At 33.3% G+C, this 21,282-nt stretch carries 18 protein-coding genes, 1 tRNA gene and 1 pseudogene; 9 read left to right on the top strand and 11 right to left on the bottom strand.

What is annotated here, in order from left to right; translation table 11 throughout:
* Positions 1-54: 54 nt before the first annotated feature.
* The gene (locus ACFE3K_RS02620) at positions 55-549 is read right to left on the bottom strand and encodes a hypothetical protein (RefSeq protein WP_375359249.1); all 495 of its coding nucleotides are present in this window, start codon (positions 547-549) and stop codon (positions 55-57) included.
* A 202-nt stretch (positions 550-751) separates the two neighbouring features.
* The gene (gene ssb / locus ACFE3K_RS02615; protein WP_375359248.1) at positions 752-1,195 is read right to left on the bottom strand and encodes a single-stranded DNA-binding protein; all 444 of its coding nucleotides are present in this window, start codon (positions 1,193-1,195) and stop codon (positions 752-754) included.
* A gap of 110 nt (positions 1,196-1,305) precedes the next feature.
* Between ssb and uvrA the strand changes: the two genes are divergently transcribed.
* On the top strand, positions 1,306-4,170 hold the full coding sequence (gene uvrA / locus ACFE3K_RS02610; RefSeq protein WP_375359247.1) for an excinuclease ABC subunit UvrA: 2,865 nt from the start codon (positions 1,306-1,308) through the stop codon (positions 4,168-4,170).
* Between the two features lie 148 nt (positions 4,171-4,318).
* Here uvrA and ACFE3K_RS02605 read toward each other — a convergent pair.
* Positions 4,319-4,395, bottom strand: a tRNA-Ile gene (locus ACFE3K_RS02605).
* Between the two features lie 418 nt (positions 4,396-4,813).
* On the opposite strand from ACFE3K_RS02605, the gene ACFE3K_RS02600 reads away from it, so the two are divergent.
* From ACFE3K_RS02600 to prfA, 8 genes are all read left to right on the top strand, one after another.
* The gene (locus ACFE3K_RS02600) at positions 4,814-5,314 is read left to right on the top strand and encodes a helix-turn-helix domain-containing protein (protein ID WP_375358475.1); all 501 of its coding nucleotides are present in this window, start codon (positions 4,814-4,816) and stop codon (positions 5,312-5,314) included.
* The gene (locus ACFE3K_RS02595; protein ID WP_375359246.1) at positions 5,308-5,499 is read left to right on the top strand and encodes a hypothetical protein; all 192 of its coding nucleotides are present in this window, start codon (positions 5,308-5,310) and stop codon (positions 5,497-5,499) included. Before ACFE3K_RS02600 ends, ACFE3K_RS02595 begins: the two co-directional genes overlap by 7 nt.
* A 15-nt stretch (positions 5,500-5,514) precedes the next feature.
* Positions 5,515-5,868 (top strand): transposase, encoded by a 354-nt coding sequence (locus tag ACFE3K_RS02590; RefSeq protein ID WP_375359450.1) that lies wholly within the window; start codon positions 5,515-5,517, stop codon positions 5,866-5,868.
* A complete protein-coding gene (locus ACFE3K_RS02585; RefSeq protein ID WP_375359245.1) occupies positions 5,862-6,512 on the top strand; it encodes an IS6 family transposase in 651 nt (216 codons plus the stop codon). Before ACFE3K_RS02590 ends, ACFE3K_RS02585 begins: the two co-directional genes overlap by 7 nt.
* A gap of 279 nt (positions 6,513-6,791) precedes the next feature.
* Positions 6,792-8,705, top strand: a complete 1,914-nt coding sequence (gene thrS / locus ACFE3K_RS02580; protein ID WP_375359244.1) for a threonine--tRNA ligase — start codon at positions 6,792-6,794, stop codon at positions 8,703-8,705.
* Positions 8,706-8,802: 97 nt separating this feature from the next.
* Complete coding sequence (gene infC / locus ACFE3K_RS02575; RefSeq protein WP_375359458.1) at positions 8,803-9,378, top strand: translation initiation factor IF-3; 576 nt, start codon at positions 8,803-8,805, stop codon at positions 9,376-9,378.
* A gap of 8 nt (positions 9,379-9,386) precedes the next feature.
* Positions 9,387-10,634 (top strand): pyruvate dehydrogenase complex dihydrolipoamide acetyltransferase, encoded by a 1,248-nt coding sequence (locus ACFE3K_RS02570; protein ID WP_375359243.1) that lies wholly within the window; start codon positions 9,387-9,389, stop codon positions 10,632-10,634.
* Between the two features lie 57 nt (positions 10,635-10,691).
* Positions 10,692-11,759, top strand: coding sequence for a peptide chain release factor 1 (gene prfA / locus ACFE3K_RS02565; RefSeq protein WP_375359242.1), 1,068 nt, complete (start codon positions 10,692-10,694; stop codon positions 11,757-11,759).
* 408 nt (positions 11,760-12,167) lie between these two features.
* On the opposite strand, the gene ACFE3K_RS02560 is transcribed toward prfA, so the two are convergent.
* The 8 genes and pseudogenes from ACFE3K_RS02560 to ACFE3K_RS02525 all read right to left on the bottom strand — a co-directional run bounded on the left by ACFE3K_RS02560 (position 12,168) and on the right by ACFE3K_RS02525 (position 20,850).
* Positions 12,168-12,878, bottom strand: a complete 711-nt coding sequence (locus ACFE3K_RS02560) for an IS6 family transposase (RefSeq protein ID WP_375359241.1) — start codon at positions 12,876-12,878, stop codon at positions 12,168-12,170.
* A gap of 217 nt (positions 12,879-13,095) precedes the next feature.
* Entirely contained in the window at positions 13,096-14,694 is a 1,599-nt protein-coding gene (locus ACFE3K_RS02555; RefSeq protein ID WP_375359240.1) for a substrate-binding periplasmic protein, read from the bottom strand.
* Between the two features lie 27 nt (positions 14,695-14,721).
* Complete coding sequence (gene xseA, locus ACFE3K_RS02550; protein ID WP_375359239.1) at positions 14,722-16,071, bottom strand: exodeoxyribonuclease VII large subunit; 1,350 nt, start codon at positions 16,069-16,071, stop codon at positions 14,722-14,724.
* Positions 16,072-16,182: 111 nt separating this feature from the next.
* The gene (locus ACFE3K_RS02545; RefSeq protein WP_375359457.1) at positions 16,183-16,593 is read right to left on the bottom strand and encodes a transposase; all 411 of its coding nucleotides are present in this window, start codon (positions 16,591-16,593) and stop codon (positions 16,183-16,185) included.
* Complete coding sequence (locus tag ACFE3K_RS02540) at positions 16,536-16,745, bottom strand: hypothetical protein (RefSeq protein ID WP_375359238.1); 210 nt, start codon at positions 16,743-16,745, stop codon at positions 16,536-16,538. The genes ACFE3K_RS02545 and ACFE3K_RS02540 overlap by 58 nt, the downstream gene beginning before the upstream one ends.
* A gap of 71 nt (positions 16,746-16,816) precedes the next feature.
* Positions 16,817-17,188: a helix-turn-helix domain-containing protein gene (locus ACFE3K_RS02535; protein WP_375359237.1), complete on the bottom strand. Its 372-nt coding sequence runs from the start codon at positions 17,186-17,188 to the stop codon at positions 16,817-16,819.
* Between the two features lie 470 nt (positions 17,189-17,658).
* A pseudogene (locus ACFE3K_RS02530) lies at positions 17,659-20,385 on the bottom strand (PD-(D/E)XK nuclease family protein); the annotation flags it as partial.
* A 48-nt stretch (positions 20,386-20,433) separates the two neighbouring features.
* The gene (locus ACFE3K_RS02525) at positions 20,434-20,850 is read right to left on the bottom strand and encodes a DedA family protein (protein ID WP_375359235.1); all 417 of its coding nucleotides are present in this window, start codon (positions 20,848-20,850) and stop codon (positions 20,434-20,436) included.
* Positions 20,851-21,282: the final 432 nt, after the last annotated feature.

Below are 21,282 nucleotides of genomic sequence, written 5' to 3'. Positions count from 1 at the left end.
ATCCCAAAAGCTTTGATCTTAGGAAGAGCTTTAACCATTGCATATGCTCCTTTATTAGTTATATACTTTATTAGTTATATAATTTGCTCTCGCATCAAAATATTCAAGACCATGGAGGCTGTTAACTATTTCTATTATTCCTTCATCACCAATGTTACAGCCACCTAGATTGAGCTTAGTAAGCTTAAGCTCAGATATTCCCTTTGCCATTTCGGTACTGAAGCTATTATTTTCAAAATTAATAGCAGTAATTTTACTCTTCTTTATTGCGTTTATTAGTAACCGGAAATTATCTATGCCCATCTCACCAATACCCCACATAACTGCATTAAGTTCCATAATACCTGGGGTAGTTTCTATAAATTCAGCTAACCATCCTATATCAAATATCTTTTCAAAACATCTGTTCCCCCCTTTCCCACTAGAGAATTTGTTACCCTCTTTATTGAAATCTAGCACTCCATCTTTTAAATATGGAGAAAAATTTGTTATCTTTTCTGTTAATGGCATAATCATTACCCCTATTAAAATTGTTACTGCACTAAACATGATACTATTCAATTATATCACTCATCTTACGCATGGCATTTAAAACCCATAGAGAAAGCAGCTTGGAGTCGTTGCGAGGAGCTACTTTAGTGGCGAAGAAGCAATCCTAATGGATTTGGATTGCCACAACCACTACGTGGTTTCGCAATGACGTTGTGTTGTTTCTCCCATAACTTTTAAACACCATGCGTAAGGTGGTCAGTTAAAAAGGTATTTCATCATCTAGATCACTATGGTCAAAATTAGTAACCATATTTTTGGGTGCAACAGAATCTGGTGATTGAGTACCACCCCCTTTAGAATCCAACAATATAAATTGTGAGTTAAAATTCTGTAGCACTATTTCTGTTGTATATTTTTCATGCCCAAGGTTATCCACCCATTTTCTAGTTTGTAAATTACCTTCCAAGTAAACTTTAGTTCCTTTTTTGGCATAATTTTTTACAACAGATACCAACCCCTCATTAAATATTACTACTCTATGCCATTCAGTTTTTTCCTTCTTTTCTCCAGTAGCACGATCTTTCCATGTCTCAGAAGTAGCAACACTAAAGCTTGCTATCTCTTTACCATCAGCCGTGTGCCTGATTTCTGGATCACGTCCTAAATTACCTATTAATATTGCTTTATTTAAACTACCAGCCACAAATCATTACCTAACTTATTTAAAACTTTATTATTGCAATAGTAATTCAAAACAACTTATAATGCTACAAGTTTTTTGACAGTTCCTTAAAAATTTATAACAAAATCATTATGCAAGAATATATTAAAGTTCGTGGTGCTAAGGAGCATAATTTAAAAAATGTAAATGTTGATATTCCTAAAAATAAGTTTGTTGTCATTACAGGCCTTAGTGGTTCTGGTAAATCTTCACTAGCTTTTGATACTATTTATGCTGAAGGACAACGCAGATATGTTGAAAGTCTATCTTCCTATGCTAGGCAGTTCTTGCATCTTCAGGATAAGCCTGATGTTGAGTCAGTCTCTGGGTTGTCGCCGGCAATAGCTATTGATCAAAAAACTACATCTAAAAATCCACGCTCTACAGTTGGTACTATAACTGAGATTTATGATTATTTGAGATTACTATATGCACGGGTAGGAGTACCATATTCTCCAGCAACGGGTTTACCAATAAAGAATCAAACTATATCGGAGATGATAGATGCTATTCGTGACCTTCCTAAGGGAAGTAAATTATACATTTTAGCACCCATTATAAGAGGGCAGAAAGGTGAATTCAGACATGAAATGCTTGATCTTAAAAAACAGGGTTTTGGGCGATTATTTATTAACAATGAAATTTATGAGATTGATAATCTGCCAAAATTTGATAAGAATAAAAAACATAATATTGAAGTAATTGTTGATAGGATTTCTCTAGAAGATGATTTAGGTATCAGGCTTGCAGATAGTTTAGAAATAGCTCTTAAACTAGCAGATGGTATAGTATATATTGAAATTGTTGACTTGCCAAATGGATTAGAAACCAACCTTACTAAAGGTTCAAAAATCATTTTCTCAGAAAAATATTCTTGTCCAGTTTCTGGTTTTCAAATTACTGAAATAGAACCAAGAATTTTTTCCTTTAATAGCCCATTTGGTGCTTGTCCTAAATGTGAAGGTATCGGCACAGAATTGTGTCTTGATAAAGAATTAATTGTTCCAGATAAAAGAATTAGTATTAAAGATGGAGCGATAGCACCTTGGGGGAAAATATCCTCAAAGTTTTTTTTAGAAACATTAAAAGCTTTAGCGAGTCATTACGAATTTTCATTAGACACTCCTTTTGTAGAACTACCAAATATTGTACAGCAAGTATTATTCCATGGATCAGGTGACGATGTTATAAAATTTCAATATCATGATGGTTCTAAATCTCAGGTGGTACAGCAACCTTTTGCTGGAATAATACCTAGCTTACAAGAAAAGGAGCGTAAGGCTGATTCTTCCTTAGTAAAAGAAGAATTATTAAAATATAAATCAGAGTACAAATGCACATCTTGTGAAGGTTATAGACTAAAAATGGAATCTCTTTGTATTAAAATCGCTGATATGCATATTGGACAAGTATCTACCATGAGTATTTTACAACTACAGAAATGGTTTAATCAATTAGACAAACAGCTCAATAAAAGACAAATGACTATTGCTGAACGTATATTAAAGGAAATCAAAGAAAGATTACAATTTCTTATGAATGTTGGTCTTGATTATCTTGCCTTGTCTAGAGCATCAGGAACTCTGTCTGGTGGAGAAAGTCAGCGTATTCGCTTGGCATCACAAATTGGTTCAGGTCTTAGTGGTGTGTTGTATGTACTTGATGAACCCTCAATTGGTTTGCATCAACGTGATAATGCTAGATTAATAGAGACTCTAAAGCATCTTCGAGACCTTGGTAATACAGTGCTTGTTGTTGAGCATGATGAAGAAACAATGTACGAATCGGATCACATCATAGATGTCGGACCAGGTGCTGGTATTCACGGTGGATATATAATAGCACAAGGAATAATTGAGGAAATTAAACAATGTCCCAATAGTATAACGGGTAGCTATTTAAGCGGTAAACAATCTATTGAAGTACCAACAAATACCAGAGTATCACCTGCGGGTAAGGTAATAGCATTAACTGGGGCTATTTCTAATAATTTACAGGATGTTAACATTACAATTCCTCTGAGCAGTTTTACAGCAATAACAGGGGTATCAGGTAGCGGTAAATCAAGTTTAATAATTCACACTTTATATAAAGCAGCTTTAAAATTTTTAGAACCCTCTTCAAAAAACTCTCCAGGAGAATATAAGTCAATTAAAGGTCTTGAATATATTGATAAGGTTATTGATATAAACCAATCACCAATAGGTCGCACACCAAGATCAAATCCAGCAACTTATACTGGTGCGTTTACCTATATTAGAGACTGGTTTGCTGAACTACCAACTGCAAAAGCACGGGGTTATAAAGTTGGTAGGTTTTCATTCAATGTTAAAGGTGGAAGATGTGAATTATGCCAAGGTGATGGTCTGATTAAAATAGAAATGCATTTTTTACCTGACATTTATGTAAAATGTGATGTTTGTAATGGAGACAGGTATAATAGAGAAATCCTTGAAGTTAAATATAAGGATAAATCTATAGCTGATGTTCTTAGGATGACAGTTGAGGATGCAATGAGTTTCTTTGCTAAAGTACCCCTAATTTACGAAAAACTTGTTACTTTAAATGAGGTAGGACTTGGTTATATAAAAATTGGACAATCTGCTACCACTTTGTCTGGAGGCGAAGCACAAAGAATAAAGTTAGCTAAAGAGTTATCAAAACGCTCAACCGGTAAAACTTTATATATACTTGATGAACCAACAACAGGGTTGCACATAGATGATATTAATAAATTGCTTAAAGTGCTGCATAAGTTAGTTGATATGGGTAATACGGTTATAGTTATTGAGCATAACCTAGATGTTGTCAAAACAGCAGATTATATTATAGATGTTGGTCCTGAGGGCGGAGATAAAGGTGGTAGTATAGTAGCTACTGGGACTCCGAAGGATATCGCTGCTTGTAGTGAGAGCTATACTGGACAATATTTAAAGCATTATCTAGACCAGTGTTAAGGTAGCTACGATGAGCCGCCACTTTCATTAGCTAAGATTATTAGCGATAATAGATTAAAATGCATTCGTGCCAGCCGCTTCAAGAATACATTTTTTTGATATTCTAGTCAGTTTTAACGCATTCGTAAAATGCACTAAAATCGAAGAATGGTGGGCCCGGCAGGACTTGAACCTGCGACAACACCGTTATGAGCGGTGGGTTCTAACCAACTGAACTACAGGCCCTGTTATAAGGGTCGTTAAGGTTTATATAATTATTAGCTTTCTAAGTCTAGTAAAAATTTTATAACACTTGAAAAAGTTTTAATTAATTTAGGACTTTTTGGTCCAATTTTTCTGATTATTTATTTTGTTTGCATAGCTATAACAATATATTGCTTTAAAAAACATGATCCCCAGCACCCAACTTGATATTATTAATTCCATTATTTTATATTTTAGGGCTAGTTCTAGATTTACAGCTCTCATATAGGCACCGTCAAGTTAAGAGAAATGTAAATTAAGTATTGAGCAAATGTAGGGAATAATTTATAGATTATCAGTGACAATTGTTACCTAAATTTCAGTGCTATGTGTATTATACCAATTGCAATAATTAACGCAGTGGTCTAAGATGGGTTTTTAACTGATAAAAGGTACTCAAATGGCTAGGTTAATATTACCACAAGGTTTTCATGGTCATGATTTTATAAAAATGATGAAACATGAGCCGCATGGTCGAAATCGTATACGTTTATTGGCGATGTATCACCTTCAATTAGGCAAATCTTTTAAAGCCATATCTGAAATAGTGAAGTCACACTGGAAAACCGTGCAATCATCGCTCAGAAGATTTAGGAATCATGGTTTTGAAGGATTATTTGAATCACAAAGAAGCGGTGCCCCTAGGAAGATTAACACTATACAAGAATCTGCTCTTTTTGATAAAATCAATACGCTCAGTAAAAGTAAAACTGGTGGGTATATAACTGGAAAAGAGCTACATATCATGTTACTTGAGGAATATGGTGCTAAATGTGCTTTAAAAACAGTCTACAATACTATGCACCGCCTTGGTTTTAGCTGGATTACTTCTCGTTCAATGCATCCAAAGTCAAATCAAGAGACTCAAAATAGATATAAAAAAACTTTCCAGACATGTTAACAAAATTATTAGCAAAAAATATCGATAGATGTAAAGTTGATATATGGTCTCAGGATGCAACTAGAGTTGGGCAACAAGGTAGCTTAACTCGTATATGGGCTAAGCGTGGCACTAGACCCCGTAAAGTTCGGCAACAGCAATTTATTTCAACATATATTTACGGAGCTGCTTGCCATGAGACATGAGAAGCTTGTGCATTAATTTTACCATATGCAAACACACAGGCAATGAATAAATTCTTAGAAGAGCTTTCTCGCAGTATTCAAGGCAACCGACATATAGCTTTACTAACGGATAATGCAGGTTGGCACACAGCCAAAAAACTAACTGTGCCAAGCAATATCACTTTGATACCGCTTCCGCCCTATGCACCGGAACTTAATGCAATGGAACAAGTTTGGGAATGGATTAAAAATCATTTCTTGTCTAACCAATGTTATGGTGTATATGAAGATATCGTTACTATGGCTTGTTACGCTTGGAATCAACTTGCTCATAATGTAGATTTAGTAAAATCAATTATGTATAGAGATTGGATAAATACACCGTGTTAATTATTGCAATTGGTATTATTCAATCCCCAAAGAGACATCGTTTTCCAGTAAGCATTATTAGCCATGCAGTATGGTTATATCATCGATTCAATAATAGTTACAGAGATGTACAAGAACAAATGGCCTATCGAGGTATTATTTTATGTCATGAGACAGTAAGATTTTGGTGCAATAAATTTGCGGTTTATTTTCAAGATGTTATCAGCAAGCGAGAGAGGAAACCAACTGATAAATGGCATTTAGATGAGATGAATATTAAGATTAAAGTCGAGGTATTTATATTATGGAGAGCTGTTGACTCTGAGGGGCATGAATTAGAAGTATTACTGCAGAAGCGTCGTAACAAAAAATCAGCTATTCGTTTTTTATCAAAATTATTGGGTCATTATCCAGCTCCAAGAGTAATTGTTACTGATAAGCTCAGAAGTTACATTAAGCCGATTAAGCTTATGTGCCCTAAAACTGAGCATCGCACTCATAAAAGACTAAATAATCGTGTTGAGAATGCTCATCAACCAACTAGGCGCAACGAGAAGATATTAATTAAATTTAAGCATCCTAATTCAGCCCACTGTAAATTATCACTGATGGGAAAAGTCAGAAATATATTTGCCGTAAATTTGATACTATTTTACTTAACTTGACGGTGCCTTATCAGATACTTATCAGGAATTTAGAACATTCTGTGACTCTGCACAAAAACTTTTCTGTTACTTTTCTATTGTTTTTCTATTGCTCTTACACCAAAGTTGCCGAAATACGACCACAAAAAAACTATCAATTCTTTAAACAAAAAAATAGGCAAGACAAAATCGATCATTAATATAGAAACCTTCACAACCTAAAAATTAAGTTGAATATAAACTATTAACAAGCTAATATGCAAGGTACTAAAAATTAGATACAATATTAGATAAAATAAAATGATTACTATTACTTTTCCAGATAGAACGCAAAAACAATTTGAAAAAAATATTACGGGATTGGAAATAGCTAGTCAAATTTCTACTTCTCTAGCAAAGAATGCTTTGGTTGTTGAAGTAAATAACGAGCTAAAGGACTTAAGTTTACCTATAGAATCTGATTGTAATTTGAGAATTCTTACCAGCAAAGATTCAGAGTGTTTGGAAATATTACGCCATGATGCTGCTCATATAACGGCAGAAGCAGTTAAAGAATTATTTCCAAATGTCCAAGTGACCATAGGTCCAGCTATCGAAAATGGCTTTTTTTATGATTTTGCTAAAGATAAACCGTTTGCCCCGGAAGATTTGGTGATGATAGAAGCAAAAATGCATGAAATCGTCAAAAGAAACGAAAATATCACTAGAGAAGTATGGAATCGCGATCAAGCCATAGAATTCTTTAAGTCAATAGGCGAGCATTATAAAGCCGAGATAATTTCAGAGATTCCAGCAAGTGAGGAGATTACATTATACCGCCAAGGTAACTTTGTTGATCTTTGCCGTGGTCCGCATAGCCCGTCAACTGGCTTCATCAAACATTTTAAACTAGTGAAAGTGGCTGGAGCGTATTGGCGTGGTGATAGTAAAAATCCTATGTTACAAAGAATCTATGGGACAGCTTGGGCAACAAAAGAACAGTTAGACAAATACCTTTATATGATTGAAGAGGCAGAAAAGCGTAATCATAGAAAATTAGGTCGAGAGCTTGGATTGTTTCACTTTCAGGAAGAAGCTCAAGGTATGGTATTTTGGCATGATAAAGGTTGGAGTATATATCGCATTATCGAGCAATATATCAGAAATAAAATCAGAAAAACTGGATATATCGAGGTGAAAACTCCTGTGCTTGTTGATAAAAGCCTGTGGGAAGCGTCTGGTCACTGGGAAAAATTTAGGGAGGACATGTTTGCTCTAAATCTTGCTGATGATAAAACATTAGCCATGAAACCAATGAATTGCCCATGTCATGTGCAGATTTTTAAGCAGGGTATCAAAAGTTATCGAGACTTACCACTACGTATGTCTGAATTTGGTTTATGTCATAGAAATGAAGCATCTGGTGCATTGCATGGTCTGATGAGAGTAAAGGCTTTTCGACAAGATGATGCACATATTTTTTGTACTGAGGAACAAATTAACAGTGAGACAGTAAAGTTTTTTAGCCTCTTAACCGAGGTTTATAAGGATTTTGGTTTTTCTGATATTAAAATTAAATTCTCAGATCGTCCTAAAATACGAGCTGGCAGCGATGAAGTTTGGGATAAAGCAGAAAATGCTCTAAAAAATGCCGTAAAAGAAGCCGGTTATTCTTATATATTAAATCCCGGTGATGGTGCGTTTTATGGACCAAAACTAGACTTTTGTCTTAAAGATTCAATAGGTAGAGAATGGCAGTGCGGCACTCTGCAAGTTGATTTTGTTTTACCGGAACGTCTTGACGCTCATTATATTACTGTAAGCGGTGAGAAAAAGAGACCAGTAATGTTGCATAGAGTTGTAATTGGTTCTTTTGAACGGTTTATAGGCATATTAATTGAAGAATATGCTGGACGCTTTCCTTTATGGTTAGCCCCTGTACAAGTAGCTATTGCCACCATTACAAGTGACTTAAATGACTATGCATTGGAAGTACACAAATTGTTGATTAGTGAAGGAATACGGTCAGATGTCGATATTTCGCCTGAAAAGATTAATTATAAAATACGCTATTTTTCTAATAATAAAGTACCTATAATAGCCGTTGTTGGTAAACAAGAAATGCTAAATAATACTGTGACTATAAGACAACTAGGATCAGATCAGCAGGAAATTATTTCTCTACAAAATCTAGTAAAGCTTGTAAAAGATCAGAATATTCGCTATTTAACATAAATACGCGAATTTGGGATAAGAATTTATCAATTCTTATCCCAGGGGTATAATGGAAGCAACTGTGTCGTACGTGTAAAAAGTACACAAAAACACAACAATAACTAATAACAATTTTTATGGAGAAAATATCATTTCTGGAATTAAGAATAGTAATTTTCCGAAGGCTAATAGGGAAATTAGGGCTATTCAAGTTCGTTTAGTCGACGAGAATGGTGAGATGCTTGGCATCGTTAGCATCAAGAATGCTCTAGAACAAGCTGAAAAAGCTGGTTTAGATTTGGTAGAAATTTCACCAAATGCCGAACCACCTGTTTGTAAGATTTTGGATTTTGGTAAATTTAAATATGAGAGTAAAAAGCGTGTCCAAGACAGTAGGAAAAAACAAAGGGTTATTGTCCTTAAAGAAATGAAGTTTAAGCTAAACATTAGTCAAGGTGATTTTAATGTGAAACTTCGCAAGATCAAAGATTTTTTGAAGGAAGGTGACAAAGTAAAAATTTCTTTATGGTTTAAAGGCAGAGAGATTATCCATAACGATATTGGTATGAAGTTATTTGACCGCATATCGTTAGAACTAGAGGGCTTAGCTAAGATTGATTCTGCTCCTAAAATGGAAGGTAAACAGATAATTATGTTAGTCAGCCCTGATCCAAGTAAAATACCAACTAATTAGAACTATTTATGCCAATTAAAATTCTAATGCCTGCTTTATCTCCAACTATGACTGAAGGAAATATTGCAAAATGGCTTAAAAAAGAAGGAGATAAAGTTGTTCCAGGAGATGTTGTAGCAGAAATAGAAACAGATAAAGCTACCATGGAAGTGGAAGCTGTAGCAGAGGGAATTTTTGCTAAAATAATTGTGCCACAAGGTACAGACAATGTGCCGGTGGGTTCGCTTATCGCTGTATTACTTGAAGATGGTGAAGATGCAAACTTATTGGATAGTTTTATAGCAAGTAGTGATAATTCTGCTAAACCATCTACAGAACCAGTAACATCTATAGAAGAAACTAAGCCGGTTAAGTACGATCAGCAACCGCAAACAATGAATGTGAAAGCTTTAGGCAGGATATATGCTTCGCCTTTGGCTAAAAGACTAGCTGCTATTGATAATATCGATCTGTCAAATATTCAAGGTAGTGGACCTCATGGAAGAATAATAAAAAAAGATGTGTTATCATACGTAGTGCTACCCACGAATAGTGGTAAGATTAGGGCGGTGAACAGCAATAAAGAAGAGTACAAGTGCGTCCCCAATAATAATATTCGTAAAATTATTGCTAAACGTTTGCTTGAATCTAAACAAACCATACCGCATTTCTATCTCTCAATAGAATGTAACATGGATAAGTTATTGGATATTAGAGAAGATATAAATAAATCACTTGTAGAAGAGAGGAAAATTAAAATTACAGTTAATGATTTTGTTATTTTAGCAGTGGCAAAAGCTTTAAAAGCTGTACCGGAAGCAAATGTTAGCTGGGATGAGTCTGCTATTCGGTATTATAATAATGTTGATGTATCGGTTGCTGTGGCAATTGATAATGGTCTTATAACGCCTATAGTCAGAAATGCCGATCAAAAAGATATAATTACATTATCGCAAGAATTACAAACTCTTATAAAAAAGGCTCGAGATAATAAACTAACTCCTGAAGAATTTCAGGGTGGAAGTTTTTCTGTCTCTAACTTAGGTATGTACGGTATTAAGAACTTCAGTGCTATAATAAATCCGCCACAAAGCTGTATCTTAGCAATAGGAGCAAGCTCAAAACGTGCAATAGTTGAAAATAATCAGATAAAAGTCGCTACTATCATGGATGTTACTCTTTCTTCTGATCATAGAGTCGTTGACGGTGCTGTTGGAGCTAAATTTTTAGCTTCATTTAAAAAATTTATGGAGAGTCCTGCGTTAATGCTCATATAACGTTTGATTGACACCCTACCCTCACCATAACTTAAAACTTAAATCATAGAATAAATTATGAGTTTTTCCGATAATCTAGCAAAAATCTTGAATAAACATACAGAATTATCGAAAAAGTTGGCCACTGGTATAGTCGGAGATGAGTTTATAAAAGCATCGAAGGAATATGCCGAGCTAGAGCCTATTGTTCAAACAATTAATGAATATAATAAATCTGTATCTGAATTGCATGACATCAAAGAGATGGCTCAAGAAGCAAATTTGGACAATGATACACAGACGATGATATATGATGAGGGGCATCGTTTAGAGATACTGATGCCTAAATTAGAAAAGGCAGTAAAACTCTCTTTGTTGCCAAAAGATGAAGCTGATACAAAAAATGCTATTATTGAGGTAAGAGCTGGTAGTGGTGGAGAAGAAGCAGCGTTATTTGCTGCAACTTTATTTAATATGTATCACAGATACGCCGAATTAAAAAGCTGGCGTTTTGAAATATTATCAATCTCAGATACTGGTATTGGTGGATATAAAGAAGCGTCAGCACTAATTCAAGGACGAGATGTGTTTTCCAAACTTAAATTCGAGTCAGGTGTACACCGAGTGCAAAGAGTTCCTGAGACTGAGTCAAGTGGGAGGATACATACTTCTGCGGCTACCGTTGCTGTCTTACCTGAAGCAGAAGATGTAGACATTAAGATCGATGACAAAGATTTACGAATTGATACATATAGGGCATCGGGTGCTGGCGGACAACATGTCAATACCACCGAATCAGCCGTAAGGATTACCCATTTACCAACTGGTATTGTCGTTGCATTACAAGATGAAAAATCACAGCATAAAAATAAAGCTAAGGCTATGAAAATTCTTCGTTCTAGAGTTTATGAAGCAGAGCGATATAAAAAAGATATGGAAAGAGCCGAAGTGCGTAAAGGTCAAGTTGGTTCTGGTGATAGGTCAGAAAGAATTCGCACCTATAACTTTCCACAAGGTCGAGTTTCTGACCATAGAATTAACTTAACTCTTTATAAAATAGAAGATATTGTAAAAAACGGGCAATTAGATGACTTTATTGAAGCTTTGATATCGGCTGATGAAGCAAGAAAACTTTCAGAAGTTTAGGTTATATACAATGCAAATCTTATATTTTTTAAAGGCTACACCATTTTGGGTATACTTATTATTTGGTTACTTAATTTTTAGAGGGATTAGAGCAACTAAGCAAACAATTATATTGCCATCAAGATTATTTATTGCTCCTATTATTTTCTTGTTACTTTATATAAAAGGATTTTCTAATAATGTACAAGACTTAATATTATTTTGTATATTGCTAATTATCTCAATAATTATTAATTGGCGATTTTGTGACAAACCTCTTATACAGGTTAATAATAATTAAATAATTATTCCAGGTTCATGGCAACCTTATTGATACTTATCATTTTTTCAATAAAATATTTTTTTGGATATATGAGGGCACCGTCAAGTTAAGTAAAATAGTATCAAAAAGAGCTATATTTTTAGATTTCAGGCAGCAAGAAGTCTTTGAGTGGCTTCGTCCCAAATGGATTTAGCTGATGCAAATGCAATTCTTTGCTCAATTGCTGTTTTACTATATCTTCCAACATTTACGGCAAATATATTTCTGACTTTTCCCATCAGTGATAATTTACAGTGGGCTGAATTAGGATGCTTAAATTTAATTAATATCTTCTCGTTGCGCCTAGTTGGTTGATGAGCATTCTCAACACGATTATTTAGTGTTTTATGAGTGCGATGCTCAGTTTTAGGGCACATAAGCTGAATCGGCTTAATGTAACTTCTGAGCTTATCACTAACAATTACTCTTGGAGCTGGATAATGACCCAATAATTTTGATAAAAAACGAATAGCTGATTTTTTGTTACGATGCTTCTGCAGTAATACTTCTAATTCATGCCCCTCAGAGTCAACAGCTCTCCATAATATAAATACCTCGCCTTTAATCTTAATATTCATCTCATCTAAATGCCATGTATCAGTTGGTTTCCTCTCTCGCTTTCTGATAACATCTTGAAAATAAACCGCAAATTTATTGCACCAAAATCTTACTGTCTCATGACTTAAAATAATACCTCGATAGGCCATCTGTTCTTGTACATCTCTGTAACTATTATTGAATCGATGATATAACCATACTGCATGGCTAATAATGCTTACTGGAAAACGATGTCTCTTTGGGGATTGAATATAATACACATAGCACTGAAATTTAGGTAACAATTGTCACTGATAATCTATAAATTATTCCCTACATTTGCTCAATACTTAATTTACATTTCTCTTAACTTGACGGTGCCCTTTTAGTTAAACGCCATTGCGAGAAGCCGCTTTAGTGGTGACGCAGCAATCCAAATTACTTATTATATTTTTGTGGATTGCTTCGTCGGCTCATGCCTCCTTGCAATGATGGTTTTTAACTTTCAACACTTGTACTCCCATTATCCGAACGAAAAGTTAAGTTTGGAATATTATAGTAGTGAACTAAAAACCTACTGACAAAAGCACCTGCAATTACTGTAATCATAGAATATTTTATTGTATTATAATTAGGATTATAAGCATAAACATCTAATAATATACTAAAAATTCCACCCCATAATATGAATATTTCAAAATTAACTTCTCTAGGTATATACTCCATATTCTTGTCATGCTTACAAATTAAATTCCGCAATATTATACCAGCACTAGAAGTCAAACATGCAAAACATGGTCCCCAAAACTCTAACGGTTCAATTCTTTGTACAATTACGGTTACAACGCCAATTATCATAAAGGATGCCTGCCCTAAAGAATCACAAATAACAAGAGGATTACTCCATATTTTTTGGATAAAACTATCCTCATATAACTGCTTATTATAATAAGCTAGGAGTTTAACGGTAAAGAAGCCAATAAGTACCGTTATAAAAACACGAAAAGTATAATATGGAGTCAAAACAAGATTTATATTATAACCATGGTGTACTATTATAATATCGAGTAAAATACATCCTAATAGAGACGGTAACATTGCTAATACAAAAGTACTAAACAACGTGGCATTTGTTTTAGAGGATATAGTGATAGCAGAAATCGCGAATGCTATACTCCCGATAACTCCAATAATATAACACCATTCTGAATCAATAGATTTTGGCAATAAAATATGATATATATAGCTTTTAACGATTTTTTTATATTCATCGCTATCGACAAATTCTTTTATTGAATCGTTAAACCGTGCAACTATGTTAGGAGTTACAGTTTTCTTACTGAACATTAAATGTACAGGGGTTTTAATACCAGTAGGGATTTCTTCTATTTGATCTTTTTTAATATAGTTTAATGAAAGAGCTACCCCTGAAATTCTGTCAGCAAGAAACCCATCAATTTCATTACGTAGCAACCCATGAAATAACTCTAGATTACTTCCATATTTAATGATAATATCGTTATTACTCACCTGATTTAGGTAGTCAGTCGTTCTTGCATCACCATAAACAGCTTTTGTAATTATACCAAGACGGAAATTTAGTAAACGTATCTGAGCTAAAAATTCATTTATATTACTAAAACTCAAATGTTTTTTTGCTGAACGTAAAGTAAATAAGGAAATTTCTTCAAATCGATATGGAAGAGAAAAATTGGCAAAGTCTGCTCTCTCAGCAGTATAAGTAGCTCCCGCCACCATATCACTGTCACCATGCCCTATATTTGATATTGCTCGCTCCCACATAGAATCAGCATATTGTACTCCAATGCTAATTTTGCTACTAATACTATTAATTAATTCAATATCTAAGCCAGTAACACAATAGTGACCATTTTTAGCTATATGACTAAATTGGTAGGGTTCTAGTGGATACCAATCAACAAGCAAATTATCTTTATCAGACATTTCTTCAGTACATTGAGTAAAATATTTGTCCTGAATATTAGATAGTTGATTACTACTATCCTCAGGATTAGCAAAGGTAAAAAAGTTTTGCACAATAATAATAATCGGGATGATACTTTTAAGTACTTGCATTTTGCATTAGCTCTCCTAAATTAAGGTCTATTCCAAGTTTTTGCAGCATACATTAATATCACCGTCAAAGAACTTAATATTAAATTCTTGTTTTTTGCTTGCAACAACTTTTGATGTTATAAATTCTCCATTTTCTGATTTAATTACCGCAAAGCCACGTTTTAGTACAGTTTTATAATCTAGACTTGTAAGTAGCAAATTATTTAAATTTAATTGATGCTCATAATTTTTTAACTTAATGCTAATAGATTTTAGCATATAATTAGATTGATACACTAATTCCAACGACTGATAATTAACTATTGTTAGAGGATTTAATATTTCTATATTAAGTGAGTCAAGTTTTGCCACTTTAAATCTGAGTAGGTTAGGCAAAGAATCTGTTAATCTAAAACTGAGTTCATCAAGAAGTTGTTGATTATAGTCTATATAAGTAGTTATACTCCTAAAAATGTCAGTATTAGAGTTAACTGCTTGCTGTTCATATTTAACTAGCTGATTAATACGACTGCATAATGCATCATAATACGAACTGATTGTATAATGTAAATTAGAAAGCACAGGTACAGCAAATTCAGCTGCAGCAGTTGGTGTGGGGGCTCGCCTGTCAGCTACCAAATCGATTAAAGTATTATCCACTTCATGTCCAACTGCAGAAATAATAGGAATAACTGAATTAAATACGCTCCGTACTACTACCTCTTCATTGCAAGCCCACAGATCTTCTATAGACCCCCCTCCCCTTGCAACAATTATAATATCGGGTTTTATATCTTTATCTAATTCATTAAATCCTGAAATAGCACTAGCAATTTCACTTGCAGCATTTTCGCCTTGAACAGCAACTGGCCATACTAATATATGAGATGGACAGCGGTCATTAATACGGTGTATAATGTCCTTAATTACCGCCCCAGTCATTGATGTAACCACCCCAATCTTATTAGGCAGAAAAGGTAGTGGCTTTTTTTGTTTATTGAATATACCTTCTTTTTCTAATCTCTCTTGCCGCTCCTTGAGAATTTGCATGATAGCACCAAGACCTGCAGGTTCAAGGACTTCTACCGATAGCTGATATCGTGAATTTCCTGCATACCCAGAAAGCTTACCTCTAGCTACTACTTCCATACCATCAATTGGTACAAACTTAATTTTTGCTAGTACAGGACGCCAACAAGTACAGGCTAGAATAGCTGTATTTTCTTTAAGATTAAAGTAACCATGACCAGAAGTTGCTATCTTAAGACCAGAAATTTCTCCCTTTACTCTAATATAACCAAAATTATTCTCTAGCAACTCCTTGATCTTACTAGAAATTTCAGTAACTGAAAATTCCTGATCTACTAGATTAGTAATAAAACTATCTTCTTCTAACATAATGATACACTGATTTGGATAGTGGGTTTTGAAAATGATTTTATATAAGCATTTTAAACTAATAAATTCAAGAATAAATAGACAATTAGTGTATTATACCAATTGCAATAATTAACACGGTGTATTTATCCAATCTCTATACATAATTGATTTTACTAAATCTACATTATGAGCAAGTTGATTCCAAGCGTAACAAGCCATAGTAACGATATCTTCATATACACCATAACATTGGTTAGACAAGAAATGATTTTTAATCCATTCCCAAACTTGTTCCATTGCATTAAGTTCCGGTGCATAGGGCGGAAGCAGTATCAAAGTGATATTGCTTGGCACAGTTAGTTTTTTGGCTGTGTGCCAACCTGCATTATCCGTTAGTAAAGCTATATGTCGGTTGCCTTGAATACTGCGAGAAAGCTCTTCTAAGAATTTATTCATTGCCTGTGTGTTTGCATATGGTAAAATTAATGCACAAGCTTCTCCTGTCTCATGGCAAGCAGCTCCGTAAATATATGTTGAAATAAATTGCTGTTGCCGAACTTTACGGGGTCTAGTGCCACGCTTAGCCCATATATACGAGTTAAGCTACCTTGTTGCCCAACTCTAGTTTCATCCTGAGACCATATATCAACTTTACATCTATCGATATTTTTTGCTAATAATTTTGTTAACATGTCTGGAAAGTTTTTTTATATCTATTTTGAGTCTCTTGATTTGACTTTGGATGCATTGAACGAGAAGTAATTCAGCTAAAACCAAGGCGGTGCATAGTATTGTAGACTGTTTTTAAAGCACATTTAGCACCATATTCCTCAAGTAACATGATATGTAGCTCTTTTCCAGTTATATACCCACCAGTTTTACTTTTACTGAGCGTATTGATTTTATCAAAAAGAGCAGATTCTTGTATAGTGTTAATCTTCCTAGGGGCACCGCTTCTTTGTGATTCAAATAATCCTTCAAAACCATGATTCCTAAATCTTCTGAGCGATGATTGCACGGTTTTCCAGTGTGACTTCACTATTTCAGATATGGCTTTAAAAGATTTGCCTAATTGAAGGTGATACATCGCCAATAAACGTATACGATTTCGACCATGCGGCTCATGTTTCATCATTTTTATAAAATCATGACCTTCAAAACCTTGCGGTAATATTAACCTAGCTATTTGAGTACCTATTTATCAGTTAAAAACCCATTTTTTAACACCGTGTTCATTATTGCAATTAGTATTATAACCTCAAATATTGATGTAAGACATCGGTTTAATAGCCTAGGTTATGCCATAACTGCGAAAGTTAAAACCCGTCATTGCAAGGCCACGTGAGCGTAGTGGCAATCCACATTAATTAGATTGCTTAGTCGCTACTAAAAGTAGCTTCTTGCAATGACGCCGAGCTATTTTCTTCATAAATCTCTCCTTGCCAAATGTGCATAGTCGTCATACTTTAGTAAATCAATAGCATATGGAAAGTTTTTATTCGTTACATAATATTCTAGTACTCGCATCATCCCCTGTTTATGACGATCTAAGTCTTCTTTCATTAAGTCTATTTCCAAAGTTTGGATTATTGGCTTCGAGCTAGAAATTTTTACATAAGTAACCTGTTTAACGCTATGAACTTTCATAGCAAAACCACCTTCCTGTAACATTAAGCCTTCAATGATTAACTGCGGAGATAATCCAGCTTCTACATCTTTTTTACTCGGTAAGCTACCAGTCTTATAATCGATAATGACAGCTGCCCCAAGCTTATCTACCTCAATTCTATCAGCAACTCCAATTATTGTTAATTCTTGCCCTCCAATATTTAACAAAATTTCTCCTCTACATTCTGAATAAATATATTGGAAATCACTTCTACGTTTTTCATCAAACTCAATAAAAGACTCAGCAATAGGAATAAATTTTATTTGCCAAATTTTTTGTGTATAGGCTGGCAGAATAGTATTCTGTAAAATATTATTACTAATTTCCAATATTAATCCAACTTTGTTATTTTCTAACTTATCATAATTTTTAGAATATTGTTCTAAGATCTTATGAACAAAACTACCAAATTCAGATATTTTAGGCTCCTGCCCTATCATATCCTTGCTTCTCAAATTCAAAATCTTCTTAGCATAGAAACTATAAGGATTCCGTACCAACATTTCTATATCAGTAACTGAGATTATCTCAGGAAAAATTGGACTACTAACGTAACTAAGTAAATTAACGTCCATACCATCATTGCGAGGAACTGTTTTAGCAGCAAAGAAGCAATCTAGATTAGTATAAGTTTCCTTGGATTGCTTTGTCGATTCTACGACCTCCTCGCAATGAGGATTAGAGTTTATTTCCCCTACGATTTTTAAATCATCCTGTAAATTGGAACTAATATTAATAGGATTAGTTATAATTGACTCAACCATATTAACATTATTTGGTACATCCACTAAGTTATTTTCTGATAAATATGTTAAATAATTTTCTGAAATCAAACTTTTCTGTAAAATAAATTGCAATTTTAATAATAAATTTGATGGTAACACACCAGCTTTACTATCTTGTCTTTTTGCTCTAGTAATTATCACTTGAGCATTATGCAAAAATAAATAGAAATAATATTGATGTATGGCATATTCAGTAGCAATATGTAATTTTTTAAGCGTCTGCTCATTAATCCACTGATTCACAGCTGATGACGAAGCTAAGCTTCTTTGATTAAAGTCGGCTAAAATTACTAGGTCAAATTTAAGTAACATTAAATCTTCAGCTTTACCAATAATTATATTTTTAGAATAATTATTATGTACAAAATAGTTACAACTAGACATTAAAGATTTAAGTAACTCTGGAAAGCATTTTTTATTATTTAATGTTAGACTACAATTATTTTTTATTAAGCTAGATAGAAAAGTTGATAGCTCAGCAGCCGGCTGTTCATACCAAATATTTGGATAAAGTTTTTCAGCAATCTTAATCGAGGATTTTAATATTTTAACAAAACTACTAGCATCCAAACTACTAATACTATTTGTATATAGTAAGTTTATTAGTTTCTTACACCAATTTATTAACGCATCATCATTAGTTTTTTCTACTAAAGACAGCATTTGGCCGGATTGCCGTGTAAAACGGTTTTGACCACTCATTAAGAGTTCTAATTTTGCTACTAATTTACAATTAATAAAAGGATTCTTTAATAGTAAGAATAACTTTTTTATCTCAAAATCATTACATAATATTTCACTAACAGAAATTATTAGAGAACTAACTAACGTTTTTGTTAAATTATCACCTAGTAAATCTTGAAATTCTAAGGAATATTTGGTCAAAGAATTACAGTAAAAATCTTTGGTTGTTTGATTATTAACAATAATAGCTATCTTCTTATCACTATACTGTTTACAGATCAGGCTTATTTGTTCTGCTTCTTGAAAAATATCCTCAAGCTCAAAATATTTTACTAGACCAATGTCATCCCTATCTCCTTCAATGTTTAAATGTTCCTGCTTAGCAAGTGTTAAATCTTTATCTTCAAAAATTATCTGATCTAAAATAGAATGATGTTGCTGCTCATTACCTAAAGGCTGAAAATCTGATAAATCTTTATTTAGAATTGTCAGTAATTTTTTTAGGCTATATAAATAATCTTCTTCTGGATTATCATATTCTAATAGAGGTCTATTACTAATAGGCGGTAAAATTATAAAACCACATGGTAAATTAGCAACATTCTTTAAGAAATTCCATGATATAAGATTGTGACCCATGATACCCGCTACTATTAAATTGGTATCAGCTCTTTTCAACCGTGCTATCTCTGCTTCCATCATAGTTATTTGATAATTTACACGATCTAGCAATCCTATCTGTTTTTTCCATTGCTGATGAGTATATTTAAGAAATTCATAAATAACATTCCAATGTTTTGATGGATTCATTTTTTCTATTTCATTTACAGAATCTATTGATAAATCATTACAAGCTAGCTGATAAAATAACTCTGCTATTGTTGAACAAAACTGTAAAGATTGTGTTATACTGAATTGTAGCTTAGGGTAATTATGGATGATTTCTGCTAATATAATTCTCTCTTGCAAAAACGTTATAGGCTCTAGATTTTCTGATGTAATACCAAATATTTCCTCACCTTCAGCCATAATATTGGAAAAAGGGATAATATTCGGTAAAATCGCAATATTTTGCTTCTTAATCAAAATATTTTGTAAATTTAAACAAGCAAAGCCACTCGGCAATATAATTTTAAGATTGCTAATAGATTCTTTAGCAAAATTATCTAGAATAAAATCAGCTACTATATCCAAAAACGATGAAGACGGATTGACTCTATAAAGGTTCATTAAATTCCCTAATTATATCATACAAATATAATAACATAACTTGACAGCACCACTAATAACTAAAACTCTTAAAAATCTTGTTTTAGTAAAACCGGCAATTAAAGGAATAAATTTGCCCCATAAAGGTATTATCGTAAACCAAAGTATAAATATGTTATATTTTAAAAAAAATTGAGAAAATGATTGGTGGTTAGTATGAACCTGTTCATTTTTAGAATAATAAAAAATTTTCAATAATATCAAACCAAAGAAATAATTTATAGCAGTAGCAAATAATGAAGCAATGGTAGCGACAGTAACTATTATTAAATTATTATAAACACCAAATATCCTCATAGAGTAAACGATTAATTCACTATCTAAACTTATAACTAAATTACCTACTAAACTATCAATAAATAATAACGAATATGCCTCAAACTGCCCCATAATTCAAACTGGTTTATAAAAATAATAGGTTTGACAAAATATTATCGATACTATAGTTTGCTACCTTAAAATACAACATAATTATAATGTAAATTTTCCTGTGAATAAAGCTTTATCCTTAAAAAAACCACTTTTGCTATAGTCTATTGCCACCCTGTTTTTTGCTTTTCAATTTATATTAAGACTCTCAACTGGAATTCTTAGAGAAGAAATTATACAAAAATTTGCCATTGATACCATAGCATTTGGCACGTTTGCTGGATATTATTATCTAGGTTATGCAGGAATGCAATTACCAATTGGTATAATGCTAGATAAATTTAATTTTAGGATTATCACATTCTTATCTCTCTTAGTTACCTCTCTTGGTACTCTAACTTTTGTTGCTAGGTTCTATTGACAAAAATTATAGTTAGGCAAGAGGAATAAAAA

The organism is Candidatus Tisiphia endosymbiont of Neophilaenus lineatus, assembly GCF_964264975.1.
In the GTDB taxonomy this organism is placed as follows: domain Bacteria; phylum Pseudomonadota; class Alphaproteobacteria; order Rickettsiales; family Rickettsiaceae; genus Tisiphia.
Note: the sequence above shows the minus strand (reverse complement) of the source record. Positions and strands in the feature narration are given on the sequence as shown.

Bases quoted from the DNA above. Each gene is read 5' to 3' on its own strand.
- prfA (WP_375359242.1), top strand. From the start codon at position 10,692: ATGAGTTTTTCCGATAATCTAGCAAAAATCTTGAATAAACATACAGAA.
- ACFE3K_RS02600 (WP_375358475.1), top strand. From the start codon at position 4,814: ATGGCTAGGTTAATATTACCACAAGGTTTTCATGGTCATGATTTTATA.
- xseA (WP_375359239.1), bottom strand. From the start codon at position 16,071: ATGTTAGAAGAAGATAGTTTTATTACTAATCTAGTAGATCAGGAATTT.
- uvrA (WP_375359247.1), top strand. From the start codon at position 1,306: ATGCAAGAATATATTAAAGTTCGTGGTGCTAAGGAGCATAATTTAAAA.
- ACFE3K_RS02535 (WP_375359237.1), bottom strand. From the start codon at position 17,188: ATGATGAAACATGAGCCGCATGGTCGAAATCGTATACGTTTATTGGCG.
- ACFE3K_RS02525 (WP_375359235.1), bottom strand. From the start codon at position 20,850: ATGGGGCAGTTTGAGGCATATTCGTTATTATTTATTGATAGTTTAGTA.
- thrS (WP_375359244.1), top strand. From the start codon at position 6,792: ATGATTACTATTACTTTTCCAGATAGAACGCAAAAACAATTTGAAAAA.
- ACFE3K_RS02620 (WP_375359249.1), bottom strand. From the start codon at position 549: ATGTTTAGTGCAGTAACAATTTTAATAGGGGTAATGATTATGCCATTA.
- ACFE3K_RS02540 (WP_375359238.1), bottom strand. From the start codon at position 16,745: ATGTTAACAAAATTATTAGCAAAAAATATCGATAGATGTAAAGTTGAT.
- ACFE3K_RS02595 (WP_375359246.1), top strand. From the start codon at position 5,308: ATGTTAACAAAATTATTAGCAAAAAATATCGATAGATGTAAAGTTGAT.
- ACFE3K_RS02570 (WP_375359243.1), top strand. From the start codon at position 9,387: ATGCCAATTAAAATTCTAATGCCTGCTTTATCTCCAACTATGACTGAA.
- ACFE3K_RS02555 (WP_375359240.1), bottom strand. From the start codon at position 14,694: ATGCAAGTACTTAAAAGTATCATCCCGATTATTATTATTGTGCAAAAC.